The 19,122-nt window shown below is 44.2% G+C and carries 18 protein-coding genes; 8 read left to right on the top strand and 10 right to left on the bottom strand.

The genetic code is table 11. The features are described 5' to 3' along the window. Positions 1–91: 91 nt before the first annotated feature. Positions 92–700 (top strand): GNAT family N-acetyltransferase, encoded by a 609-nt coding sequence (locus tag JMX92_RS09735; RefSeq protein WP_201545397.1) that lies wholly within the window; start codon positions 92–94, stop codon positions 698–700. Positions 701–736: 36 nt separating this feature from the next. Here JMX92_RS09735 and JMX92_RS09730 read toward each other — a convergent pair whose 3' ends face one another. Further along, entirely contained in the window at positions 737–2,020 is a 1,284-nt protein-coding gene (locus JMX92_RS09730; RefSeq protein ID WP_011959909.1) for a cation:proton antiporter, read from the bottom strand. Positions 2,021–2,117: 97 nt separating this feature from the next. Next, positions 2,118–3,734 (bottom strand): YihY/virulence factor BrkB family protein, encoded by a 1,617-nt coding sequence (locus JMX92_RS09725; protein ID WP_201545395.1) that lies wholly within the window; start codon positions 3,732–3,734, stop codon positions 2,118–2,120. A 269-nt stretch (positions 3,735–4,003) separates the two neighbouring features. On the opposite strand from JMX92_RS09725, the gene wrbA reads away from it, so the two are divergent. After that, a complete protein-coding gene (wrbA, locus tag JMX92_RS09720; RefSeq protein WP_201545393.1) occupies positions 4,004–4,642 on the top strand; it encodes an NAD(P)H:quinone oxidoreductase in 639 nt (212 codons plus the stop codon). 3 nt (positions 4,643–4,645) lie between these two features. Beyond that, a complete protein-coding gene (locus tag JMX92_RS09715) occupies positions 4,646–5,077 on the top strand; it encodes a hypothetical protein (protein WP_155586512.1) in 432 nt (143 codons plus the stop codon). A gap of 86 nt (positions 5,078–5,163) precedes the next feature. Here JMX92_RS09715 and JMX92_RS09710 read toward each other — a convergent pair whose 3' ends face one another. The 4 genes from JMX92_RS09710 to JMX92_RS09695 all read right to left on the bottom strand — a co-directional run bounded on the left by JMX92_RS09710 (position 5,164) and on the right by JMX92_RS09695 (position 9,191). Further along, a complete protein-coding gene (locus tag JMX92_RS09710) occupies positions 5,164–5,880 on the bottom strand; it encodes a DUF3108 domain-containing protein (RefSeq protein ID WP_155586511.1) in 717 nt (238 codons plus the stop codon). Positions 5,881–6,163: 283 nt separating this feature from the next. After that, positions 6,164–7,552, bottom strand: a complete 1,389-nt coding sequence (locus JMX92_RS09705) for an NAD(P)(+) transhydrogenase (Re/Si-specific) subunit beta (RefSeq protein WP_110817291.1) — start codon at positions 7,550–7,552, stop codon at positions 6,164–6,166. A gap of 20 nt (positions 7,553–7,572) precedes the next feature. Beyond that, positions 7,573–7,890 carry a proton-translocating transhydrogenase family protein gene (locus JMX92_RS09700; RefSeq protein ID WP_201545413.1) on the bottom strand — a complete coding sequence of 106 codons (318 nt, stop codon included), beginning with the start codon at positions 7,888–7,890 and terminating at the stop codon, positions 7,573–7,575. Positions 7,891–8,057: 167 nt separating this feature from the next. Beyond that, positions 8,058–9,191 carry a Re/Si-specific NAD(P)(+) transhydrogenase subunit alpha gene (locus JMX92_RS09695; protein ID WP_110816236.1) on the bottom strand — a complete coding sequence of 378 codons (1,134 nt, stop codon included), beginning with the start codon at positions 9,189–9,191 and terminating at the stop codon, positions 8,058–8,060. 527 nt (positions 9,192–9,718) lie between these two features. Here JMX92_RS09695 and yaaA point away from each other — a divergent pair. Then, positions 9,719–10,531 (top strand): peroxide stress protein YaaA, encoded by an 813-nt coding sequence (gene yaaA, locus JMX92_RS09690; protein ID WP_201545391.1) that lies wholly within the window; start codon positions 9,719–9,721, stop codon positions 10,529–10,531. A gap of 275 nt (positions 10,532–10,806) precedes the next feature. On the opposite strand, the gene groL is transcribed toward yaaA, so the two are convergent. Next, positions 10,807–12,453 carry a chaperonin GroEL gene (gene groL, locus JMX92_RS09685; protein WP_011959918.1) on the bottom strand — a complete coding sequence of 549 codons (1,647 nt, stop codon included), beginning with the start codon at positions 12,451–12,453 and terminating at the stop codon, positions 10,807–10,809. Positions 12,454–12,599: 146 nt separating this feature from the next. After that, on the bottom strand, positions 12,600–12,890 hold the full coding sequence (locus JMX92_RS09680; RefSeq protein WP_011959919.1) for a co-chaperone GroES: 291 nt from the start codon (positions 12,888–12,890) through the stop codon (positions 12,600–12,602). A 332-nt stretch (positions 12,891–13,222) separates the two neighbouring features. Between JMX92_RS09680 and JMX92_RS09675 the strand changes: the two genes are divergently transcribed. Together JMX92_RS09675 and iscX are read left to right on the top strand one after the other, a co-directional pair. Then, entirely contained in the window at positions 13,223–13,780 is a 558-nt protein-coding gene (locus JMX92_RS09675; RefSeq protein ID WP_110816238.1) for an acyl-CoA thioesterase, read from the top strand. Positions 13,781–13,926: 146 nt separating this feature from the next. Then, positions 13,927–14,136: a Fe-S cluster assembly protein IscX gene (gene iscX / locus JMX92_RS09670; protein ID WP_011959921.1), complete on the top strand. Its 210-nt coding sequence runs from the start codon at positions 13,927–13,929 to the stop codon at positions 14,134–14,136. A gap of 219 nt (positions 14,137–14,355) precedes the next feature. Here iscX and dapE read toward each other — a convergent pair whose 3' ends face one another. Both dapE and JMX92_RS09660 read right to left on the bottom strand, forming a co-directional pair. Then, positions 14,356–15,564, bottom strand: a complete 1,209-nt coding sequence (dapE, locus tag JMX92_RS09665; RefSeq protein WP_201545389.1) for a succinyl-diaminopimelate desuccinylase — start codon at positions 15,562–15,564, stop codon at positions 14,356–14,358. Positions 15,565–15,687: 123 nt separating this feature from the next. Next, positions 15,688–16,602, bottom strand: a complete 915-nt coding sequence (locus JMX92_RS09660) for a 2OG-Fe(II) oxygenase (RefSeq protein ID WP_201545386.1) — start codon at positions 16,600–16,602, stop codon at positions 15,688–15,690. 192 nt (positions 16,603–16,794) lie between these two features. Here JMX92_RS09660 and JMX92_RS09655 point away from each other — a divergent pair, with 192 nt between their 5' ends. Beyond that, entirely contained in the window at positions 16,795–17,670 is an 876-nt protein-coding gene (locus tag JMX92_RS09655) for a 23S rRNA (adenine(2030)-N(6))-methyltransferase RlmJ (protein ID WP_011959924.1), read from the top strand. 58 nt (positions 17,671–17,728) lie between these two features. After that, complete coding sequence (gene pssA, locus JMX92_RS09650; protein ID WP_011959925.1) at positions 17,729–18,580, top strand: CDP-diacylglycerol--serine O-phosphatidyltransferase; 852 nt, start codon at positions 17,729–17,731, stop codon at positions 18,578–18,580. Positions 18,581–19,122: the final 542 nt, after the last annotated feature.

The raw sequence follows: 19,122 nt of genomic DNA, 5'->3' as shown, positions 1-19,122 counted from the left end.
AATTTTGAGGTAATAAGTGCCCATTATAATGCAAAATTAACGTCTCTGAGGCTCAAAATGAGTCTTGGGTGATTATTGTGAGAATTACTCTATGTCCAATAAGCATGCCTCTGACTGCCAAGCCCACTTTACATCTGACGGCAACCTTAATGCCAGCAACCTCAATGACAAAAATGGTTATCAGCTTGATGGCCAAAACCAACCCTTTGTTATTAAACTGGCGACTGCAGCCGACTTGCCAGCCATTGTGGAGATTTACAATCAAAGTATCACAACCAAAGCCTCAACTGCCGATCTTCATTCAGTCACTGTGGCCGATAGACAGCCTTGGTTCGATGAGCACAATCAGCATCCCACTCGTCCCATTTATGTGCTAAAAAACCTGGAAGATGACGTCATGGCTTGGGGCAGCTTTAGTGATGTCAAAAGTCGCAGTGCCTATGACATTAGTAGTGAAATCAGTATTTATGTGGGCCAACAGTTTCATCGTCGCCGATTAGGCAGCTTGCTGTTAACTTGGATGATGCAGCAAGCACCAAGCTTGGGTATCCAAAATATCCTAGCATTAATATTTGGTCATAATCAGCCCAGTATCGCTTTGTTTAATAAGTTTGGCTTTGAGCCTTGGGGCCGCCTGCCGAGCGTCTGTGACATGCAAGGTTTTTATGCAGATATCGTTATCTTGGGCAAGCGCTTATAACCTAGCCATAAATTAGGACAAATATAAAGCTTAGCATTAAGCACCTGGCCCTAATACCTTTTGTTTGCTAGGCGCAATGCTTTTGGCCACCTTACCAATCGTTAAGCCCTGAACTAAGATTGAGAAAATCACAATGGCGTAGGTGAGGGCAAGCAGCACATCACGTTCAGGGCTTGACGGCAGCTGCAGCACTAAGGCCACTGAAATCCCCCCACGCAGACCGCCCCAAGTCAGTACTTTCCAAGCACCAGTGGGCAAATCCAGCTGCTTTCTAAAGGTTTTTGTGGTCAAACCCACCACGATATAACGCGCCAATAGGGCAATCACAATGGCCAAAGCTGCGGCCATGAATAAATTACCTGAGTAGGCAATCACCACCACTTCTAGGCCAATGAGCACAAATAAAATGGCATTTAAAATCTCATCGACCAGCTCCCAAAACAGATCCACATAATGGCGGGTCTGGTCACTCATGGCATAGGCGCGGCCCTTGTTACCGATCATCAGACCCATCATTACCATGGCCAGTGGGCCCGATAGGTGATAGTGACTGGCCAGCGCATACCCACCCAGTACCCCAGCCAAGGTGATCAGCACCTCCTCTTGATAGCTATTGATACTTTTGAGCAGATAGTACAAGATTGCGCCCAATATGAGGCCAAATAAAATACCGCCGCCAGCCTCTACCGCTAAAGAGTGTAGTATGTATCCGGTAGTGGGAATGTCGCCACTGTTTAAAATACCCAGTAGCAGCACAAAAATAACTACCCCAACGCCATCATTAAATAGTGACTCGCCGGCAATCACCGTCTCTAAGCTCTTTGGAGCGCCAGCTGAGGCTAGGATACCCATAACCGCAATGGGATCTGTAGGGGAGATAAGCGCACCAAATAACAAGCACCAAATAAAGCTTAATTCAAAGCCAAATAGGGGCAGCGTAAAATAGACTGCCGCAGCAATCAGCAGCGAGGACACCAACGTGCCAAATAAAGCCAAAATAGCAATGGGCAGCTTATAAGTACGTAAGTCTCCTAGATTAATATGTAGCGCCCCAGCGAATAGCAGCATAGACAGCATACCATCGAGCAAAACCTCGGTAAAATCCAACTCAGCAAGCAGCCCTTTTTCATAATCAATAAGCTTATCAAAGCCCAATAGACCCAAAAAAATGGCAAAAATAGACAATACTAAAGAGATAGCCATGACACCAATACTGGTAGGCAAGCCGATAAAGCGTTTATTGAGGTAGGCCAATAAAGCCGTCAGGCTCAAAAAAACCGCACTGATTTCTAACAAACTTAAGTCGGTGGCATGTTGCATAAATCTAAGCCTAATTGGTGGCGTAATGGGTCATATTATGGATACGGATGACAAGGTTTAAAGCAATCTTGCCTATCTTATAAGCCTATAAAAAAAGCTACTTGTTAGGGTTATCATCTTCGGTGATGATCGGCGCATCCTTATCATGTGAGAACAAACCCAGTAGACCTGTCTTTTTATGCTCTTGTTTGGCAGTCTCGGTATGCTTAGAGTGCTGAGCTGAGTTAACCGTGCCTTTGGCAGCGGCAGCCTTGATATCCGCATCCGGGGGATTGGTTGCCTCTTTACTGTCACTATCAGGCAGCACATCGGCATTAGGGTCAAAGGGCTGCGCATCAAATTTGCCATCTGCTGCTGCGCTCTGTCTGCCACCTTCGGCTGTGGTAGACTGGCTTGTAGTACGCTTAGCATCGGCATCTTGCGCAGAGAATACGGAGTGAGACACCTCTACTTTTTCACGGGGTAGGCTGTGCGCAAATATTTTTGCTAAAGGAATATCCAGCTCTTGTCTGGCATGCTTCTCAGTTTGGACAAAGCGTTGCACCAGTAAGCTTAACCACGGAGTGCGTGCATTGGCACAGACCTCATCGAGCTCATCTTTAATGGGCAGCGGATAGGGCAAAGTACGATAAAAGTCCCATAAGGTTATGTTATCTAAATCTTTTTTGAGTACATAATTACCCTCGTCAGTCTCAGTGATTAAGTGAGCATCTTTGAGGTAATTGAGATAAGTGAACCATTTTGGCAGCTCCTTGCGTCCTAACACACTGCGCAAATCCTCCTCAGAGGTATCCTTGCCTTGCTGGTAGCGGTCGTGTACTAAGTTGAGCATGTCTAGTAAGCTTAATAATGGATGACGCGGATAGACTTCACTGGTGGCAAAAATAGTGAGCGTATAGCTAATCTCAACACCCAATAGGATCAAGTTCCAAGACAAGTAAATCCATAATAAGAAAATAGGCAAGGCAGCAAAGGCGCCGTAGATTGCCTCATAGCTGGTAAAATTGCTCATGATGATACCGAATGAGTATTTTAATAACTCAAAGGTAACCGCCACAAATACCCCTGCAATCGCTGCATTTTTTAGCGGCACTTTCGCTTTTGGGATAAACCAATACATACCGATAAAGCCGGCAATGGTGACAGCAAAAGATACCACTTGCACCCAAAATCCCCAGTCGATACCATAACCGGCGACTTGCTGGTTCAAAAAACTTAAGCTTTGCACGGCACTTGAGACCAAAAAGGCGGTGCCTAATACCAAAGGACCTAGGGTAATGATGGTCCAATAACGTACAATACTCTTAATACCTCCTGAGCGATCCTCCACCCGCCAAATCTGGTTAAATGCCCGCTCAATGGTGGTGAGGGTCATGATGGTGGTCACAAATAAAGCAAGTGCACCAATGGCAGTTAAATTGCTCGATTTTTCGGCAAAATTATTAATATATTCAGAAACCTGTAGCCCAGATTGAGGCAGCAAGTTACTGTAGATAATGTTTGAAATCTGCTCACGTACTGACTCTAAAGCCGGCACAGAAGACAAAATCATCAACAAAACCGTTAAAATAGGTACAATGGATAATAAAGTGGTATAGGTCAAAGAAGCCGCTTTTTGCTGACCATCATCTTTTATAAAGTTACCAATCAAAAAGCGCAGGAAGTTAAACCAAGTATGGTCATAAAAAGGCAGTTTTTTTAACAGTTTTTCCATATTAGCGTCAGTGTCAGTCAGTTAAGAGGGCAAAGTTAATAAAAATATCGAATTATCAGTCTGGTGTAGTAAAAATTGTGGCTAGTTTAACAAAAATTGATAACCAGATTGTGAAGATTGTTTGTTTCTTAATGATATGATAATGGTAAGCAGATGACGAGCGCTTAGCGGTTGTGTGCAGATTTGGTATAGATAAAGCAATCTGTCGCCTGATGCTTGCCTGCAGATTTGGTTTTATACAATAATTAATTCATCGGATGTAATGTGATATGACAAACCCATCAGCCCCTATACAGTCTACGGATACCCCTTATGTGCTTGTGCTTTATTATTCTCAGCATGGCACCACCAAAGCGTTGGCCTATGCCATTGCTCAAGGGATTGAAGATGCGGGTATGACCGCGCGTATACGCACTGTGCCGACAGTCGCGGCAGAGACCGTGGTCGCCAAGCCTGCCATTCCCGATGAAGGCGATTTATACTGCACGCTATCTGACTTAAAGAACTGTTCAGGCTTAGCGTTAGGCAGCCCCACTCATTTTGGTAATATGGCAGGTGCGATGAAGCACTTCTGGGACAGCACAGTGACCTTATGGCTGGCAGGTAATCTACAGAACAAACCCGCTTGCGTGTTTACCAGTACCGGCTCCATGCATGGTGGGCAAGAGACGACTTTATTGACCATGATGATGCCGCTGCTGCATCATGGCATGATGGTATTGGGCCTACCTTATTCTAATCCGGAGCTGGGACGCACCAATCGTGGCGGCACCCCTTATGGTGCTAGTCATGTTAGCGGTAGTGCCCATGATCAGCCGGTCACCAAAGATGAGCGCACTTTGGCTATCGCTCAAGGAAAACGTTTGGCTCAAGCGACCAAAGCCCTGATCAACGCTACGTGGTCATAAATTATGGCGAATAAAAAAACGTTGGATAGAGCCTCAGCTGAGAACGTAGTGGCGATTGCCAACCTACAGGCCAAGCTGCGCATAATTTGGTTGGTTTGGCTTATCTATAGGTCTCTTGGATTACCTGTTTTGCTTGGGCTATTATTGCCGGCTCATCCTGATATCATCGGCGGTATCGCCTGGCAGATTTTATGGCTGATACCCGCCTTAATTGTTACTCCTTGGATGCTTAAAGGCAAGTCGCCTTACGCACTATTGATGAGCAGTATGCTGACGTTGGTATATTTGGGTGCAAGCGGTGTGACCTTATTTTCAAGGTTTTATGACAGTGGTATCAGTGTGGCCTGGGTATATGGCCTAGATGTGCTATTGCTGCTCGCTATTAATATGGGTTTATTTAAGCTGTTAAAGCGGCTGCCCTCTATGAATGGCTAGAGATTTTCAAACAGAGACAACAATCCCCCGCCATGAGCTGACGGGGGATTGTTGTATTATCTATTGTTAGCAATATGTTGTCGCTATTAACGCACCTTGGTTAATTCCATTTCCATTTTTTTACCGTCATCGCTTTGGACGACTTTGACAGGAAGATAATCTAAGCTTGGGGCTAACCAGAAGCTGGTGGAGCGACTCTTGTCATCATGAATACGATCGACACGTACCGTATCAAAGGTACCTGCAGGCACGGTTATCTTGGTATTGCCCGCCTTTTTAAACGGGGTTTTTTCAACCTTATCTTTTTTGACCATATAGTAGTTGCCAGTGAATTTGCCCGTTAAGAGATCTTGTCTGATTTGAGCCTCTAAGCTTAAGTCATCAAAAGCTCTATTGGGCGCAGACAGATTGTAAGACTTGCCACGGTAAGTACTAACGACCTTTTTGCCTGAGTCACTAAAAGCAACCTTGTGGGTACGTCCCACACCAAATAACTTATAAGTGGTGCTGGCGCTGGTTGGGATAATGCTGTTACCACTTAAAATAAAGCTACTATTTTGATTGGCTGATGCCACACCTGCCACTTTGGCACTCATTTTATAGTTCCAGTTGTTACCTGATTTGGTGAGGCTGCGAGTGGCAGTACCTTTGTATTTACCTTCAGCAGTGAAGTTGTAATCTGCTGTAGTAGGGGTTAAGGTGCCTGCCGCCATAGACACAGTAGATGCTACCGCAGTGGCAGTTGCTAGACCTAAAGTAGTGGCTAATTTTTTGGTATTGATATTTTTTAATGTGTTAAGCATTGTTGGTGCCCTTATTTTTTTTGATGATATTTAACGCTATGTCTATGCTGCGTACTATACCTTATATATGGTCATACCTTGTTACATTTCCAAGGGCAGTATTGAAGGTGTTTTGTTAGCAATCCTTTCTAAGAGTTAGGCGCTGATTACCCACAGTAATGTATGTCTGGCACAATTGGGACTGTACTTGCCATAAAAAAAGACAGCCTAAGCTGTCTTTTTTATGTTTAAAGCACTGTTTATATGGGCCCTGTGCCAGATAGATTGTCTGTGCAAGATAGCGTTAGTGACCACCACCATTAATAGTGCGCACCATCTCCTCTACCATCTTCTTAGCATCACCAAAGATCATCATGGTTTTGTCTAAATAGAACAGCGGGTTATCAAGGCCGGCATAGCCTGTGCTCATTGAGCGTTTGATAACCATCACTGTTTGTGCTTTGGATGCCTCCAAAATTGGCATACCAAAAATAGGTGAGCTAGGATCATCTTTGGCAGAAGGGTTGACCACATCGTTTGCCCCAATCACCAATACCACATCGGTACTTGGAAAATCTGAGTTGATTTCATCCATCTCCAAGATATCGTCATAAGGCACATCGGCTTCGGCAAGCAGTACGTTCATATGACCTGGCATACGACCTGCCACAGGGTGAATAGCGAAGCGAACATTTACGCCTTGCTCTTTTAAGACTTCATATAACTCTTTTACAGCGTTTTGCGCACGGCCTTGCGCCATGCCGTAGCCAGGCACGATGATAACATCACTGGCATTACTCATTAAGAAGCCGGCATCTTCAGCAGAGCCTGACTTATAAGTTTTTGGTGCACCGTCATCACTGCCGGTTGCCGCTGCTGCTGTGCCCATGCCACCAAACAAGACGTTAAGCAGTGAGCGGTTCATGGCTTTACACATGATATAAGATAAAATAGCACCTGATGAGCCCACCAGTGAGCCGGCAATAATAAGCATTGAGTTACCTAAGGTAAAACCAATACCGGCTGCTGCCCAACCTGAGAATGAGTTTAATAGTGAGACCACCACCGGCATATCACCGCCACCAATAGGGGCAATCCACATCCAACCAAAGATCACTGCAAAAAAAGTCATGGCGTAGAAGGCCGGCATAGAGTCCGTAACAAAATACAGGCCGCCGCAACCAATCATGGCCACAAATAAGATAAGCTGAACTGGTTTGACCCAGCCACCGGTCAACGTTTTTGCCCATTTTTTAGCGGCAAGCTTACCAAAGGCGAAGACAGAGGCTGAGAAAGTAATGGCACCAATAAAGCAGCCGATAAACAGCTCGATACGGGCGATGGTGCTGTGATCATGAGTGCTATTTAATACCGTCGCTAAGGCAATAGCCACTGCTGCCAAACCCACAAAGGAGTGCATCAAGGCTACCGTCTCTGGCATCTGAGTCATGGCCACAGTTTTGGCTTTCCACATCCCCACCAAAGCGCCTAATACCATGGCACCGATGATTAACCACAGTACCGGGCCATCAGCTAAGAAGAAGGTGGTGATGACAGCGATGGCCATGGCCACCATACCTAAACGGTTACCACGAATAGCGGTCTTAGGGCTTGATAGGCCACGTAAGGTTAGCACAAATAAGATGGCGCCTACTAAATAGAACCAATCGGCATGGGCTGCAATCCAATTCATTTGGGTTAAGTCAGTTGGATTCATGCATCACCTCCTTTTGGCTCAGTGTTGATGGTTTTTTTGGCTTTTGGTTTAAACATAGCAAGCATACGCTCAGTCACCGCGAAGCCGCCAAAGATATTGATACTGGCTAAAAATACCGCAAAAGCGCCCAAAATACTGGTAATAGACAGTGCGCTGCCATCGATATGGATGGTCTGCAACATGGCGCCAACGATAACGATACTGGATAAGGCATTGGTCACAGCCATCAGCGGTGTATGTAGGGCAGGGGTAACTCCCCAAACCACGTAATAACCCACAAAGATAGCCAGAACAAAAATTGTAAATATGGCCACAAACGGAGTACCCCCTGTCACGGCTACCCCCAGTGGTGCGGTTGCTAATAACGTAGCAAGCATAATCTTCTCCTAATGTCTTTCTAAAGTTTTTCGTATAGTGTGCTTGATTATTTTTCACAAGTGAGTGGCGAGTCATCGCAATCCTTGCAGACTTATAGGACCCACTATCTACGTTGTAAAAGCACCTCACCGTTATGGGTCACTGCTAATGCCCCCTGAATTTCATCTTCAAGATTAATAGTCAGTGCATTGTCATTTTCTTTGTCAAATAAGGTGGCAATAAAATTCACCAAGTTGTTTGCGTACAAGTCCGATGATTGCGCCGCAAGTGTGGCGGGAATATTGGCGGCACCAATAATGCGCACGCCGTTGTCTGTAACCACAGTTTCGCCTGATACCGTACCCTCCACGTTACCGCCTGAGCTTGCTGCCATATCAATTAATACGGAGCCAGCTTTCATCTTATCCAGCGTAGTCTTATGCACCAGACGCGGGGCATTACGGCCAGGAATTTGCGCCGTTGTGATAATAATATCCGCATTTGATACCGCTTTATCGACCACAGCCGCTTGATCTTTCATGTACTGCTCAGAGGGTGTCCAGGCATAGCCACCGGTTGATTTGGCCTTTTGTTTTTCTTCTTCACTCATCGGGACATCAAGCCACTTACCGCCCAAGGACTCGACCTGCTCTTTGGCAGCAGGGCGTAGGTCACTGGCTTCTACCACAGCGCCTAAGCGTTTCGCCGTAGCGATGGCTTGAAGGCCTGCTACACCCACACCTAAAATAACCACTTTGGCAGGTTTTACGGTACCAGCAGAGGTCATAAACATAGGGAAGGGACGCGCGTATTCATTGGCTGCCATAAGCACAGCTTTATAGCCGGCAAGGTTGGCTTGTGAGGAGAGTACGTCCATGTTTTGAGCACGAGATAAGGTACGTGGTAATAATTCCATAGCAAAAGCGGTAGCGCCTTGCTTGGCATAGTTATCGAGTTGGTCATTGCGGTAGGGGTCAAGCATACCCATCACAATACTGCCTGATGACAGCTGAGAGATTTGCTCGCCAGTTAGGTTTTGCACCACACAAATAATATGAGATTGCGACAGCACTTCAGATTCGCTAGCGACACGGGCTCCGGCGTTGGTATATGCGGTGTCATCGTAATAGGCATGCTGGCCGGCACCCGACTCAATCATCACCTCGTGGCCCAGTTTGGTAAGCTTTTTTACCGCATCTGGCGTAATGGCAACACGACCTTCAAATGCCTGCTTGGCTTGTATTGTGCCTATTATCATATTCGCTCCTAGCTTATGTGATTGATCTAAACCTTCCGCTTGTCTAAGTCGGTTCTTTGATCGCAATGGGGTTGGCGGTCAAAAACCTCTGGTTGTGTTAACTACAACCAAGGGTTATCAATTTAATAAATGGTTATTCAAATACCATCATCGAGATTTATTATAAGAATATAAATTAAAAAAAATCATCGTAGAAACATGACCAACCAGTTAAATTTATTAACAAACTTTAATTTATATAGTATTGACAACACGGCTTTATATATAACTAAGTTTTATCTATAGCCGTGTAAAAAGCAGGCAAGGTGGACTGTAAAATATAGGCGCTCAAAGGCAAGATGGCAGATGAAAGGTGGGTGTATGAAGACAATTATAGGCAGTGGCTATCTGTCACTGTGCCACAAGTTATGATAGGCTTAGCCTGCTTGCGCTTATCGTAGCAGCGCAAAAGATGACTTATGTTTAATAACAATCAAAAATATCAGTTAAAGCATGTGGTTTAACCGCACAAGGCTAAGGATAAAGTTATGTATTTTGTATTGTCTCCTGCTAAGAGCTTAAATGAAAAAGATGCAGTGTCGGTGAAAGTCGGTAATTACTATAGTCAGCCTGAGCTAATTGAAGATGCTCAAGCATTGATGAAAATCTTGAAATCAAAGGAGCCAATAGATTTACAAGCGCTTATGAGTATCTCTGATGATTTGGCACAGCTTAATGCACAGCGCAATCAAGACTGGGCGTGGAGCGAGGACAAACCGTTTACTGAAGACAATGCCAAACCGGCCGGCTACCTGTTTGATGGTGATGTCTATGCCGGTCTTGATATGTATAGTGCGGATAAACAAACCGTTGTGTATTTAAATGAGCACCTAGGTATTTTGTCAGGGTTATATGGCGTTTTAAAGCCACTGGATATGATTCAGCCTTACCGTTTGGAGATGGGTACTAAGCTTAAAAATGAGCAAGGCGATAACTTATATGAGTTTTGGGGCGAGCATATTACGGATGTGATCAATCAGCGTATGAAAGACACAAGTGAGCAGGGCGAAGATAATATCCTAATTAACCTTGCCTCAAACGAATACTTTAAAGCGGTGAAGAAAAAATCACTGGATGCGGCTATCATCACCCCCCGTTTTGAAGATGAGAAAAATGGCAAATACAAAATGATTAGCTTTTATGCCAAAAAAGCACGCGGTCTGATGGTGAGATATGCAGCTGATAATAAAATTACCAAGGCGGAAGACTTAAAGCAGTTTGATTTGGCCGGCTACTATTATGTGGATGAGCTGTCTGATGATAAAACGTGGGTGTTTAGACGTGATGAGGCCAGTCAGTAATTCGAAATGATTTTTAAAGTCAACGAATTAAAGTAAATAAGCCAATAAAAAACCCCGATAAGCCATTGCCTATCGGGGTTTATTTACTACTGGATTTTGCTTACTTAAACGATATTAAGCAAATAGTAGGGTAGCTCTAAAACAGTATAAACGAGCTTTTATGGACTAAATAGCAACGTACAGTGCAGGATATAAAGTAAAGATTGTACATCAAGTACATCGAGCTTTATGGGCAATACTGTACGCAGCCATTTTGTTCATTTTGTTCATGAAAGTTACATCATGCCGCCCATACCACCCATGCCGCCCATACCAGCGCCGCCCATGCCTGCCATTGGGTCATCACTTTGTGGCTTATCAGTGATCATCGCTTCAGTGGTCAGCATTAAGCCAGCTACTGAGGCAGCATGCTCTAGTGCTGAGCGAGATACTTTAGCAGGATCAAGGATACCCATCTCTAACATATCGCCATAGACGCCAGTTGCTGCGTTGTAACCATAGTTACCAGAACCGTTTTTCACTTCGTTAACCACAACAGACGCTTCATCACCTGCGTTGGTTACGATTTGACGTAGTGGTGCTTCCATCGCACGGCGTAGAATGTTGATACCTGCGTTTTGATCTTCGTTGTCACCTTTTAGGTCAGCAAGTGCATTTAGTGCACGTACTAGAGCCACACCACCGCCAGGTACCACGCCTTCTTCTACGGCAGCACGAGTTGCGTGTAGCGCATCGTCAACACGGTCTTTCTTCTCTTTCATAGCTGTTTCAGTCGCTGCACCTACTTTAATCACAGCAACGCCGCCTGAAAGCTTAGCCACACGTTCTTGTAGTTTTTCTTTGTCGTAATCAGAAGTTGACTCTTCGATTTGACGGTTGATTGACTCAACGCGCGCTTCGATATCAGCTTTGTTGCCAGCGCCATCAACGATAACCGTGTTTTCTTTACCAACGGTTACTTTCTTAGCGGTACCTAGTTGCTCGATGGTTGCTGTTTCAAGGCTCATGCCCACTTCTTCAGAAATCACCGTACCACCAGTTAAGATAGCGATGTCTTGTAGCATGGCTTTACGACGATCGCCAAAACCTGGGGCTTTCACGGCACAAGTTTTTAGACCACCGCGCATGTTGTTCACAACTAAAGTAGCCAACGCTTCGTTTTCAACATCTTCAGCGATGATTAATAGTGGCTTGCTTTGCTGCATTACTTGCTCAAGTAATGGCACGATTTCACGGATATTGCTGATTTTTTTGTCAACAAGTAGGATGTATGGGTTTTCAAATTCAGCAGTTAGGCTGTCTTGCTTGTTTGCAAAGTATGGGCTGATGTAGCCACGGTCAAACTGCATGCCTTCAACCACTTCTAATGAGTCTTCAAAGCCTGACCCTTCTTCAACGGTGATAACGCCTTTTTTGCCCACTTTGTCCATGGCTTCAGCGATTAGCTCACCAATTTTGGTGTCAGAGTTAGCAGAGATAGAGCCCACTTGAGCAATGGCTTTAGAGTCATCAGCTGGGGTAGAGATGTTGTGGATCTCTTCAACCGCAGCAGCAACTGCTTTATCGATACCGCGCTTAAGATCCATTGGGTTCATGCCAGCAGCAACAGATTTCATGCCTTCAACAAGAATAGCTTGAGCCAATACAGTTGCAGTCGTGGTACCGTCACCGGCCACATCATTGGTTTTGCTCGCCACTTCACGTACCAGCTGAGCACCCATGTTTTCAAATTTGTTTTCAAGTTCGATTTCTTTAGCAACAGAAACACCATCTTTAGTGATGGCAGGGGCGCCAAAAGATTTATCGATAACCACGTTACGGCCTTTAGGACCTAGGGTTACTTTTACAGCGTTTGCTAGAACGTTAACGCCGTCCATCATTTGTTTACGAGCGTCAATGCCAAATTTTACGTCTTTAGCCATGAGAATACTCTCCAATTATTTTAGTTAATGAGTGTTTGATTATAATAGTCTGGTAGAACGCGTAAGCTTAGCCAATCTGTTTTTGTAATATTGGATTGTCTAGGCCATCTGTTTATCCCAAAAAAGAAGGTCAATAATCGTGTAGATTAACCTTCTAGTACGCCCAATACGTCAGACTCTTTCATGATTAATAATTCTTCGCCGTTAACTTTTACGGTTTGGCCGGCATATTGACCAAACAATACTTTATCGCCAACTTTTACGTCTAAAGCACGTACTTCACCGTTTTCACGGATTTGACCATTGCCCACAGCAAGGATTTCACCTTGTGATGGTTTTTCTTGAGCAGAACCTGGCAATAAGATACCGCCGGCCGTTTTTTGTTCTTCTTCCACACGGCGGACAACGATGCGGTCATGTAAAGGGCGAATATTCATTGTTCACTCCATTAAAAGTTCAATTAAGTTGATAAAAGTTTACCCATATCACTCATAAAAATATTGTTGTTTAACAGAATATCAAGGGTAACGATTGCATTCTGCTATGAGCTATGGGGTTGTCCTAAAAGTGGGGTTGATTGAGTATCTTTTCAACCTTAAAAAAGTAATTTTTTTTATTAACAAAGCTGACAAGTGAGGTATGCCTGTATAGACTAACGCCTACATGGATTATTAGGTTTTATGTTAACCTCGGTTATTTTAGGCAGTAATAGACTAAAAATCCGCTTTTAATCGGTCAAAAACGCCGTATCTGGGTGGGAGAGTGACTTATGAACATGCTTATTCGTTTTTTTATTTTATTGGCTTTATTAAAACAAGAGTCAAAGCAGCGGCCATCCGCTGACAGCGTCACCACCGCTCAAAAACCAAAACTCACACAAGCGGAGTTGTTCACGCCCGTTAGCCGAAGCTATCGCGTACTGCCGCATGATATGGGGTTTCGAGATCACCTGCCCAACTACCGCTATTTGTCTTTTGTTGAGCTCAATGTCACCGCTTGGCTGTACAACATCCTCAAAAAAAATGGTCTAGGCGGGCTGAGCATGGACTGGATTATCTCGATGCAAGAGATGGTATATCTCAAACAAATCAAGTTTTTGAGTAAAATGACGGTGACCAGTACTTTAGAGGGGTGGGATGAAAAATACGTTTATTTTCAGCACCACTTTTATGTCAAAAATACGTTGATGGCCGTTGGTCTCACCAAATTTGTGTTGATGAATAAAAAAGGCAAGCAGCTGCCCTCAAGTATTGGCATGCAAGGTGAGCATTTGACCGAAGTTATTAACACTTGGAATGCCAACCAAACTGCTATCAAGTCTCAGTAACAACCTATTTTGAAAAAATAGGCTATATACCAACTGGCAAATTTGTTACGATTGAGCTTATAAAATTGAGCTTATAAATAGGACGGGTGAGTCGTTCCTATGAGCTTTTTATATAAAAAACTGATGAATAAAATAAGGACAGCGTTATGGCGCCGCAAAAATTAAAATGGACCGACAGCCTCGATATCGCTATCGAGCTTGTTGAGAAGTTTCCAGATACCGACCCACAATATATTCGATTTACCGACTTGCACCGCTGGGTAACTGAGCTTGAAAACTTCGATGACGACCCTCAAAAGTCGAACGAAGGCATTCTTGAGGCCATTCAAATGAACTGGATTGATGAGGCAGACTAGCTAATTTTTATAAAGCCAAGGCTATTTAAAGTATTAAGGTTTGTCAGGCTCAGTCCTATAAACCATGTCCTATAAGCTGAGTCATATAAAATTCGGTCATAATAAAGCCAGTGTCTTAATTAAGATACTGGCTTTATTTTTATCACGTCGCACTGCAGTGCCCTAAAACAGCATCATATCTGAGTATGAGGCATTATAAAGACACCTGACAAAACAGCGCTAACCCAGCAACAACTCTTCTAGCATACGCTCATAAATCTGAGCCAGTTTACCAATATCATCAATCTCCACACGCTCATCCACCTGATGAATGGTTGCATTACGCACGCCAAGCTCGACCACTTGCGCACCAGTTGGCGCAATAAAGCGGCCGTCAGAAGTACCGCCCGAGGTCGATAACTGAGTGTCGGTACCGGTAATGTCTTTGATGGCTACTTTACACGCATCCACCAGCTTGCCTTCAGCAGTTAAGAACGGATGGCCTGATAATTTCCAGTCAATCTCATAGGTAGCCTCAGTATTGGCAAAGTGCTTGTCCAAGATTTCATGGGTTTTGGCGCGTAATTCTTCTTCGGTGGTTTCAGTCGAGAATCTAAAGTTAAACACCACTTCAACGGTTTCTGGAATCACATTGTTTGCACCAGTACCACCGTTGATGTTTGAGATTTGCATCGACGTTGCTGGGAAAAAGTCATTGCCTTTGTCCCATTCGGTAACGCTAAACTCAGCCAAAGCAGGCAATAAAGCATGGATTGGATTAACCGCTAAATGAGGGTAGGCGACATGGCCTTGTTTGCCGGTCACCGTTAAAATACCGCCCAACGAGCCACGGCGTCCATTTTTGATCACATCACCTAAGCTGTCTGTACTTGATGGCTCACCGACTAAGCAATAGGTTATTTTCTCATTTCGTGCTTCTAAAACCTCAACCACTTTAACCGTACCATTAATTGATGGGCCCTCTTCATCTGAGGTAATCAGCATGGCGATTGAGCCATTATGGTCAGGATGGTTTTTGACAAAGCGCTCAGTAGCGACAGTAAAGGCGGCAATACCAGTTTTCATATCAGCCGCACCACGTCCCCAAAGGTAGCCATCCTGTACTTTGGCGTCAAAAGGTGCAATGCGCCAATTGTCCGGATTACCGGTAGGCACCACATCGGTATGGCCGGCGAAGCACACCACAGGGTCTTGGTTGCCACGTCTGGCCCATAGATTTTTTACCTGTGCATCGCGTCCGCTGGCTTGCGCATCACCAAAATACATAAACTCATGCGCAAATCCAAGCGGGCTTAAACGCTCAACTAATACCTCCTGACAGCCTTTATCGTGAGGTGTCACAGAGTCTCGGCACATCAGCTCAATACTAAGCTCTAAGGTTTGTTGCTGATGGTCAGTGGCGGTATTCGATGGGTCGCTTGTGTGCATAAATTCCTCAAGATATAAAGTAAAGGCTAAAAGATAGGGCTAAAAAAGGGGTGGGGCAATTGTAGTATGCCGCATAGGGCTTATGACGTATAGCGCCTTATTAAGTCATCAGCCTGCCGTTCGCTATAGGGGCTCGGCAATGAGCAGGGCATCATCACAGCGTAGCCAAGTGGCAATAGAGTAGCGCTGGCGATGGGCAAGCTCGACTTGGTGCAGCAAGTTACTATCAAAGATAACCAAACGATTGGCTTTGGGCATAAGCTGATGCGTCTGTCCCTCACTGTCTATAATAGACAACTCACCGCCGTCATCAAGTGTCCAGTCATCATTAAGGTAAAATACCGCCGAAATTACCCGCTCATCTCGGCCGACCGGATTATCAGAATGCCACTTATAACCAAATCCTGGTGGATAGCAGGCATAATGCGCCTCACTGTGACGAATACCGGCAAATAAGGTGCGATTAAACAAAAAGGCCAGATCATTAATGCTGTTGAGATAGTAAAAGCCGGCAAAAAAGTCCTTAGTAATCCAGCGAATTCTATCGCCGCGAATGTCCGTTTTGCGTACGCCTTCAGTCAGCTTGGCATCTCGATACTCAACAAAGCCACTTTCTGCTTGCAGCGCCAATAACGCTGTGGGCTGATACAGATCATCTAAGACGATAAAGCCTTGCTTGACAAAGCTATCGAGCATGTCTGCATCAAGTCTTTTTGCCCAATCTACCGCAAAGTCAGCTTGTTCAAGCATCTTTTGGGTGTCGCTTAAATCAAATTTGGGCACAAGAGCCTGTTTGAGTGAAGGACTTAACGATAAATAGTCTGTGTCAGGAGGCAGTTGCTTTAGCACTTGCTGCGCCAGCTGTTTGGATTGCACTAAATCGTCGGGAGTTAAAGGTGGTGGAATGGCTATGGTAATTGGGTCTTGGGGAGTGCAAGGGGTAGTGTTAAGGTTGCTTTCAATTTCAATTAAGGGGCTATCATTTAAGCTGTTTTCAATTAAGCTGCTTGTAAGGGTCGTTTTAACGACTGAGGCCATTGGTGGATTCCCGATTATCACTACTTTATTAAACCAAAAAGTTGGTAAAACAGAGCGTAGCAGTTAAAAAGTGCTGAGTTATAGGTCTAGATGGGTACTATTAACCATTAATATACTCATTTTAAACCAGCTTATGCTACCATAGAACTAATTTTTGATAATGAACCTTTCTACACTAAAACAAGCTAACTTATGAATTACAAACATGCCTATCACGCCGGTAATTTTGCCGACGTTGCCAAACACATTTTACTGGTACAACTGCTGAATCAAATGAGTAAAAAGGGCAAACCTTATTATGCTCTTGATGCTTACGGTGGTCGTGGTCTTTACTCACTAAGCAGTGAAGAGGCACGAAAAACAGGCGAAGCCAAAGCCGGTGTCCAAAAGATTTTGGAGGCTGATGTCTCTGAAGCACCTGAAGCGGTTCGTCAGTATGTAGACGATATCAAACAAGCCCGTCAGACTTATGACAAGTATGTCTATCCAGGATCACCTTGGTGGATCGCCAATCATGTTGAAAAACATCCTGAAGTTAAGGTGCGCGCAGAAGCTTTTGAGTTTAAAAACACCGAATACGATGCCCTAAACTATCAGCTGTATCAATTGCCTATCGGTATTCACAACCGTGATGCCTTTGAAGGTATTCGCGCAGTGATTCCGCCCGTAGAGCGCCGCGGTGTGATTTTAATTGATCCGCCTTATGAGCAAGAGCACAAAGACTTTACTCGTTTAGTGGAGCTGTTGGTCGCTTCTATGACCAAGTGGCCACAAGGCGTGTATGCGTTATGGTTTCCTATCAAAAATATTGAAGCGGTTGAGCTTTTTTATAAAAAGATGAAGCGTACCGGTATTCGTAAGCAGCTACTGTGTGAGCTAAATATTTATCCGAATGATGTGGCAGTGGGCCTAAACGGTACCGGTATGCTCATTATTAATCCGCCTTGGCAGTTTGATCAACATGCGCGTCAGATTTTAAACTTCATCCAACCTTTAATGCGCCCTGAAGATGCGCCTGATTTACCACAAAGCCAAGCGGTAAACGTGCGCTGGCTAGTGGGCGAATAGCGATTAGTAGAAAACGAATTGACGAATAATTGCAGGTTAGATCCTAGAGGGATGTAGTATGACGACTCCAGATTCATCGCAGCCAGATGAGGCACCGCTTAATCATCCGCAGCCTACACGTCAGACAGAGTCTGGTATTGAAGGCTTGGATAGCTTGACCTTTGAAGTGATTGAGCAAGAGGTAGCAGATGGTAAGCCTGTGGTCAGCCGCGGTGTGTATTTGGCACCCAACCTAATCACTACGCTGTCCTTGTTATCAGGTTTTTTCTCAATTCTATCTAGTACTCAAGGTCACTTCTACAAAGCTTCCTTGGCCATCTTTTTGTCCGCTATCTTGGATGGTGCTGATGGCCGAGTAGCACGCATGCTCAATGCGCAAAGCCCTTTTGGTGAGCAATATGATTCATTGGCAGATATGCTTGCCTTTGGTGTGGCACCCGCCATTTTAATCTATAGCTTTGCGCTTCAGCCCTTAGGGCGGGTAGGCATTGCCTGTGCGTTCGTATTTACAGCTTGTGCCGCATTTCGTTTGGCACGCTTTAACGTACAAATTGGCGAAGTAGACAAAAAGTTCTTCGTCGGCTTGGCCAGTCCATTAGCGGCGATATTAGTCACAAGTGCAGTGATGGTTGCTATTGATCACGACCAGTGGATTGGTCAGTATGACATTCAGGTGATGATCATTGCTGCGGTGTGGGTAGTGATTTGTGGCCTACTTATGGTCAGTAACCTCAAATACTACAGCTTTAAAGAGTTTGATAAAAAGAAAGTTCCTTTTGTGGCATTGATTATTGCTGTATTAGTTATGGGTATTGTTTTATATGATATTCCAGTGGGTATTTTAGCCATTGGCATTATTTATGCTTTGTCGGGCATTGTCTCAACCTTAAACACCAAAGTTAAAGGTTAGACTTTATGGCTAAGTTAATTGGCGCTTAGTTGCCTTAATATGGCCACTGGTCATTTATTTCAAAAAAGATTAAAAATGCAGTTGACAGAAAAAATAAACCCTCTATAATACGCCCTCACTAAGACGGACATCGGGCAGCAAATCGAGAGATTGAAGCTGGTCAGCTTAGAGAAAATTAAAAATTAAGTGTTGACAACGATATTAAAATCTATATAATAGTCAGCCTGCTCAGCGATAACGGTGTTACTAATTAATAACAACGATGCTAAGCAAAGATACAACTTAGGCTTGGACGACAAGCTAAGTAATTATTTAAAAGCTTAAATCAAAGAACAACTTGTGTGGATTTTTGCTGATTTAGGATGCTAAAAATTAAAGTTGGGACATCATCTTTTCGGTGATGTGACTAACTATAAAAAATTATCATTCTTTATTAGTAGAAAAACTCGAAGTTAATTCATTATATGAAACATACGGAAAAGCAATTTGCTAGTATTGAATGAGCCAAGTTTAGAAGCTTCTTTAAAGAGCTTCATAGCAAG

Origin of the sequence: Psychrobacter sp. H7-1, from assembly GCF_904846585.1 — a bacterium.
Lineage (GTDB): Bacteria > Pseudomonadota > Gammaproteobacteria > Pseudomonadales > Moraxellaceae > Psychrobacter > Psychrobacter raelei.
This window is presented reverse-complemented; position numbering and strand designations above follow the sequence as displayed.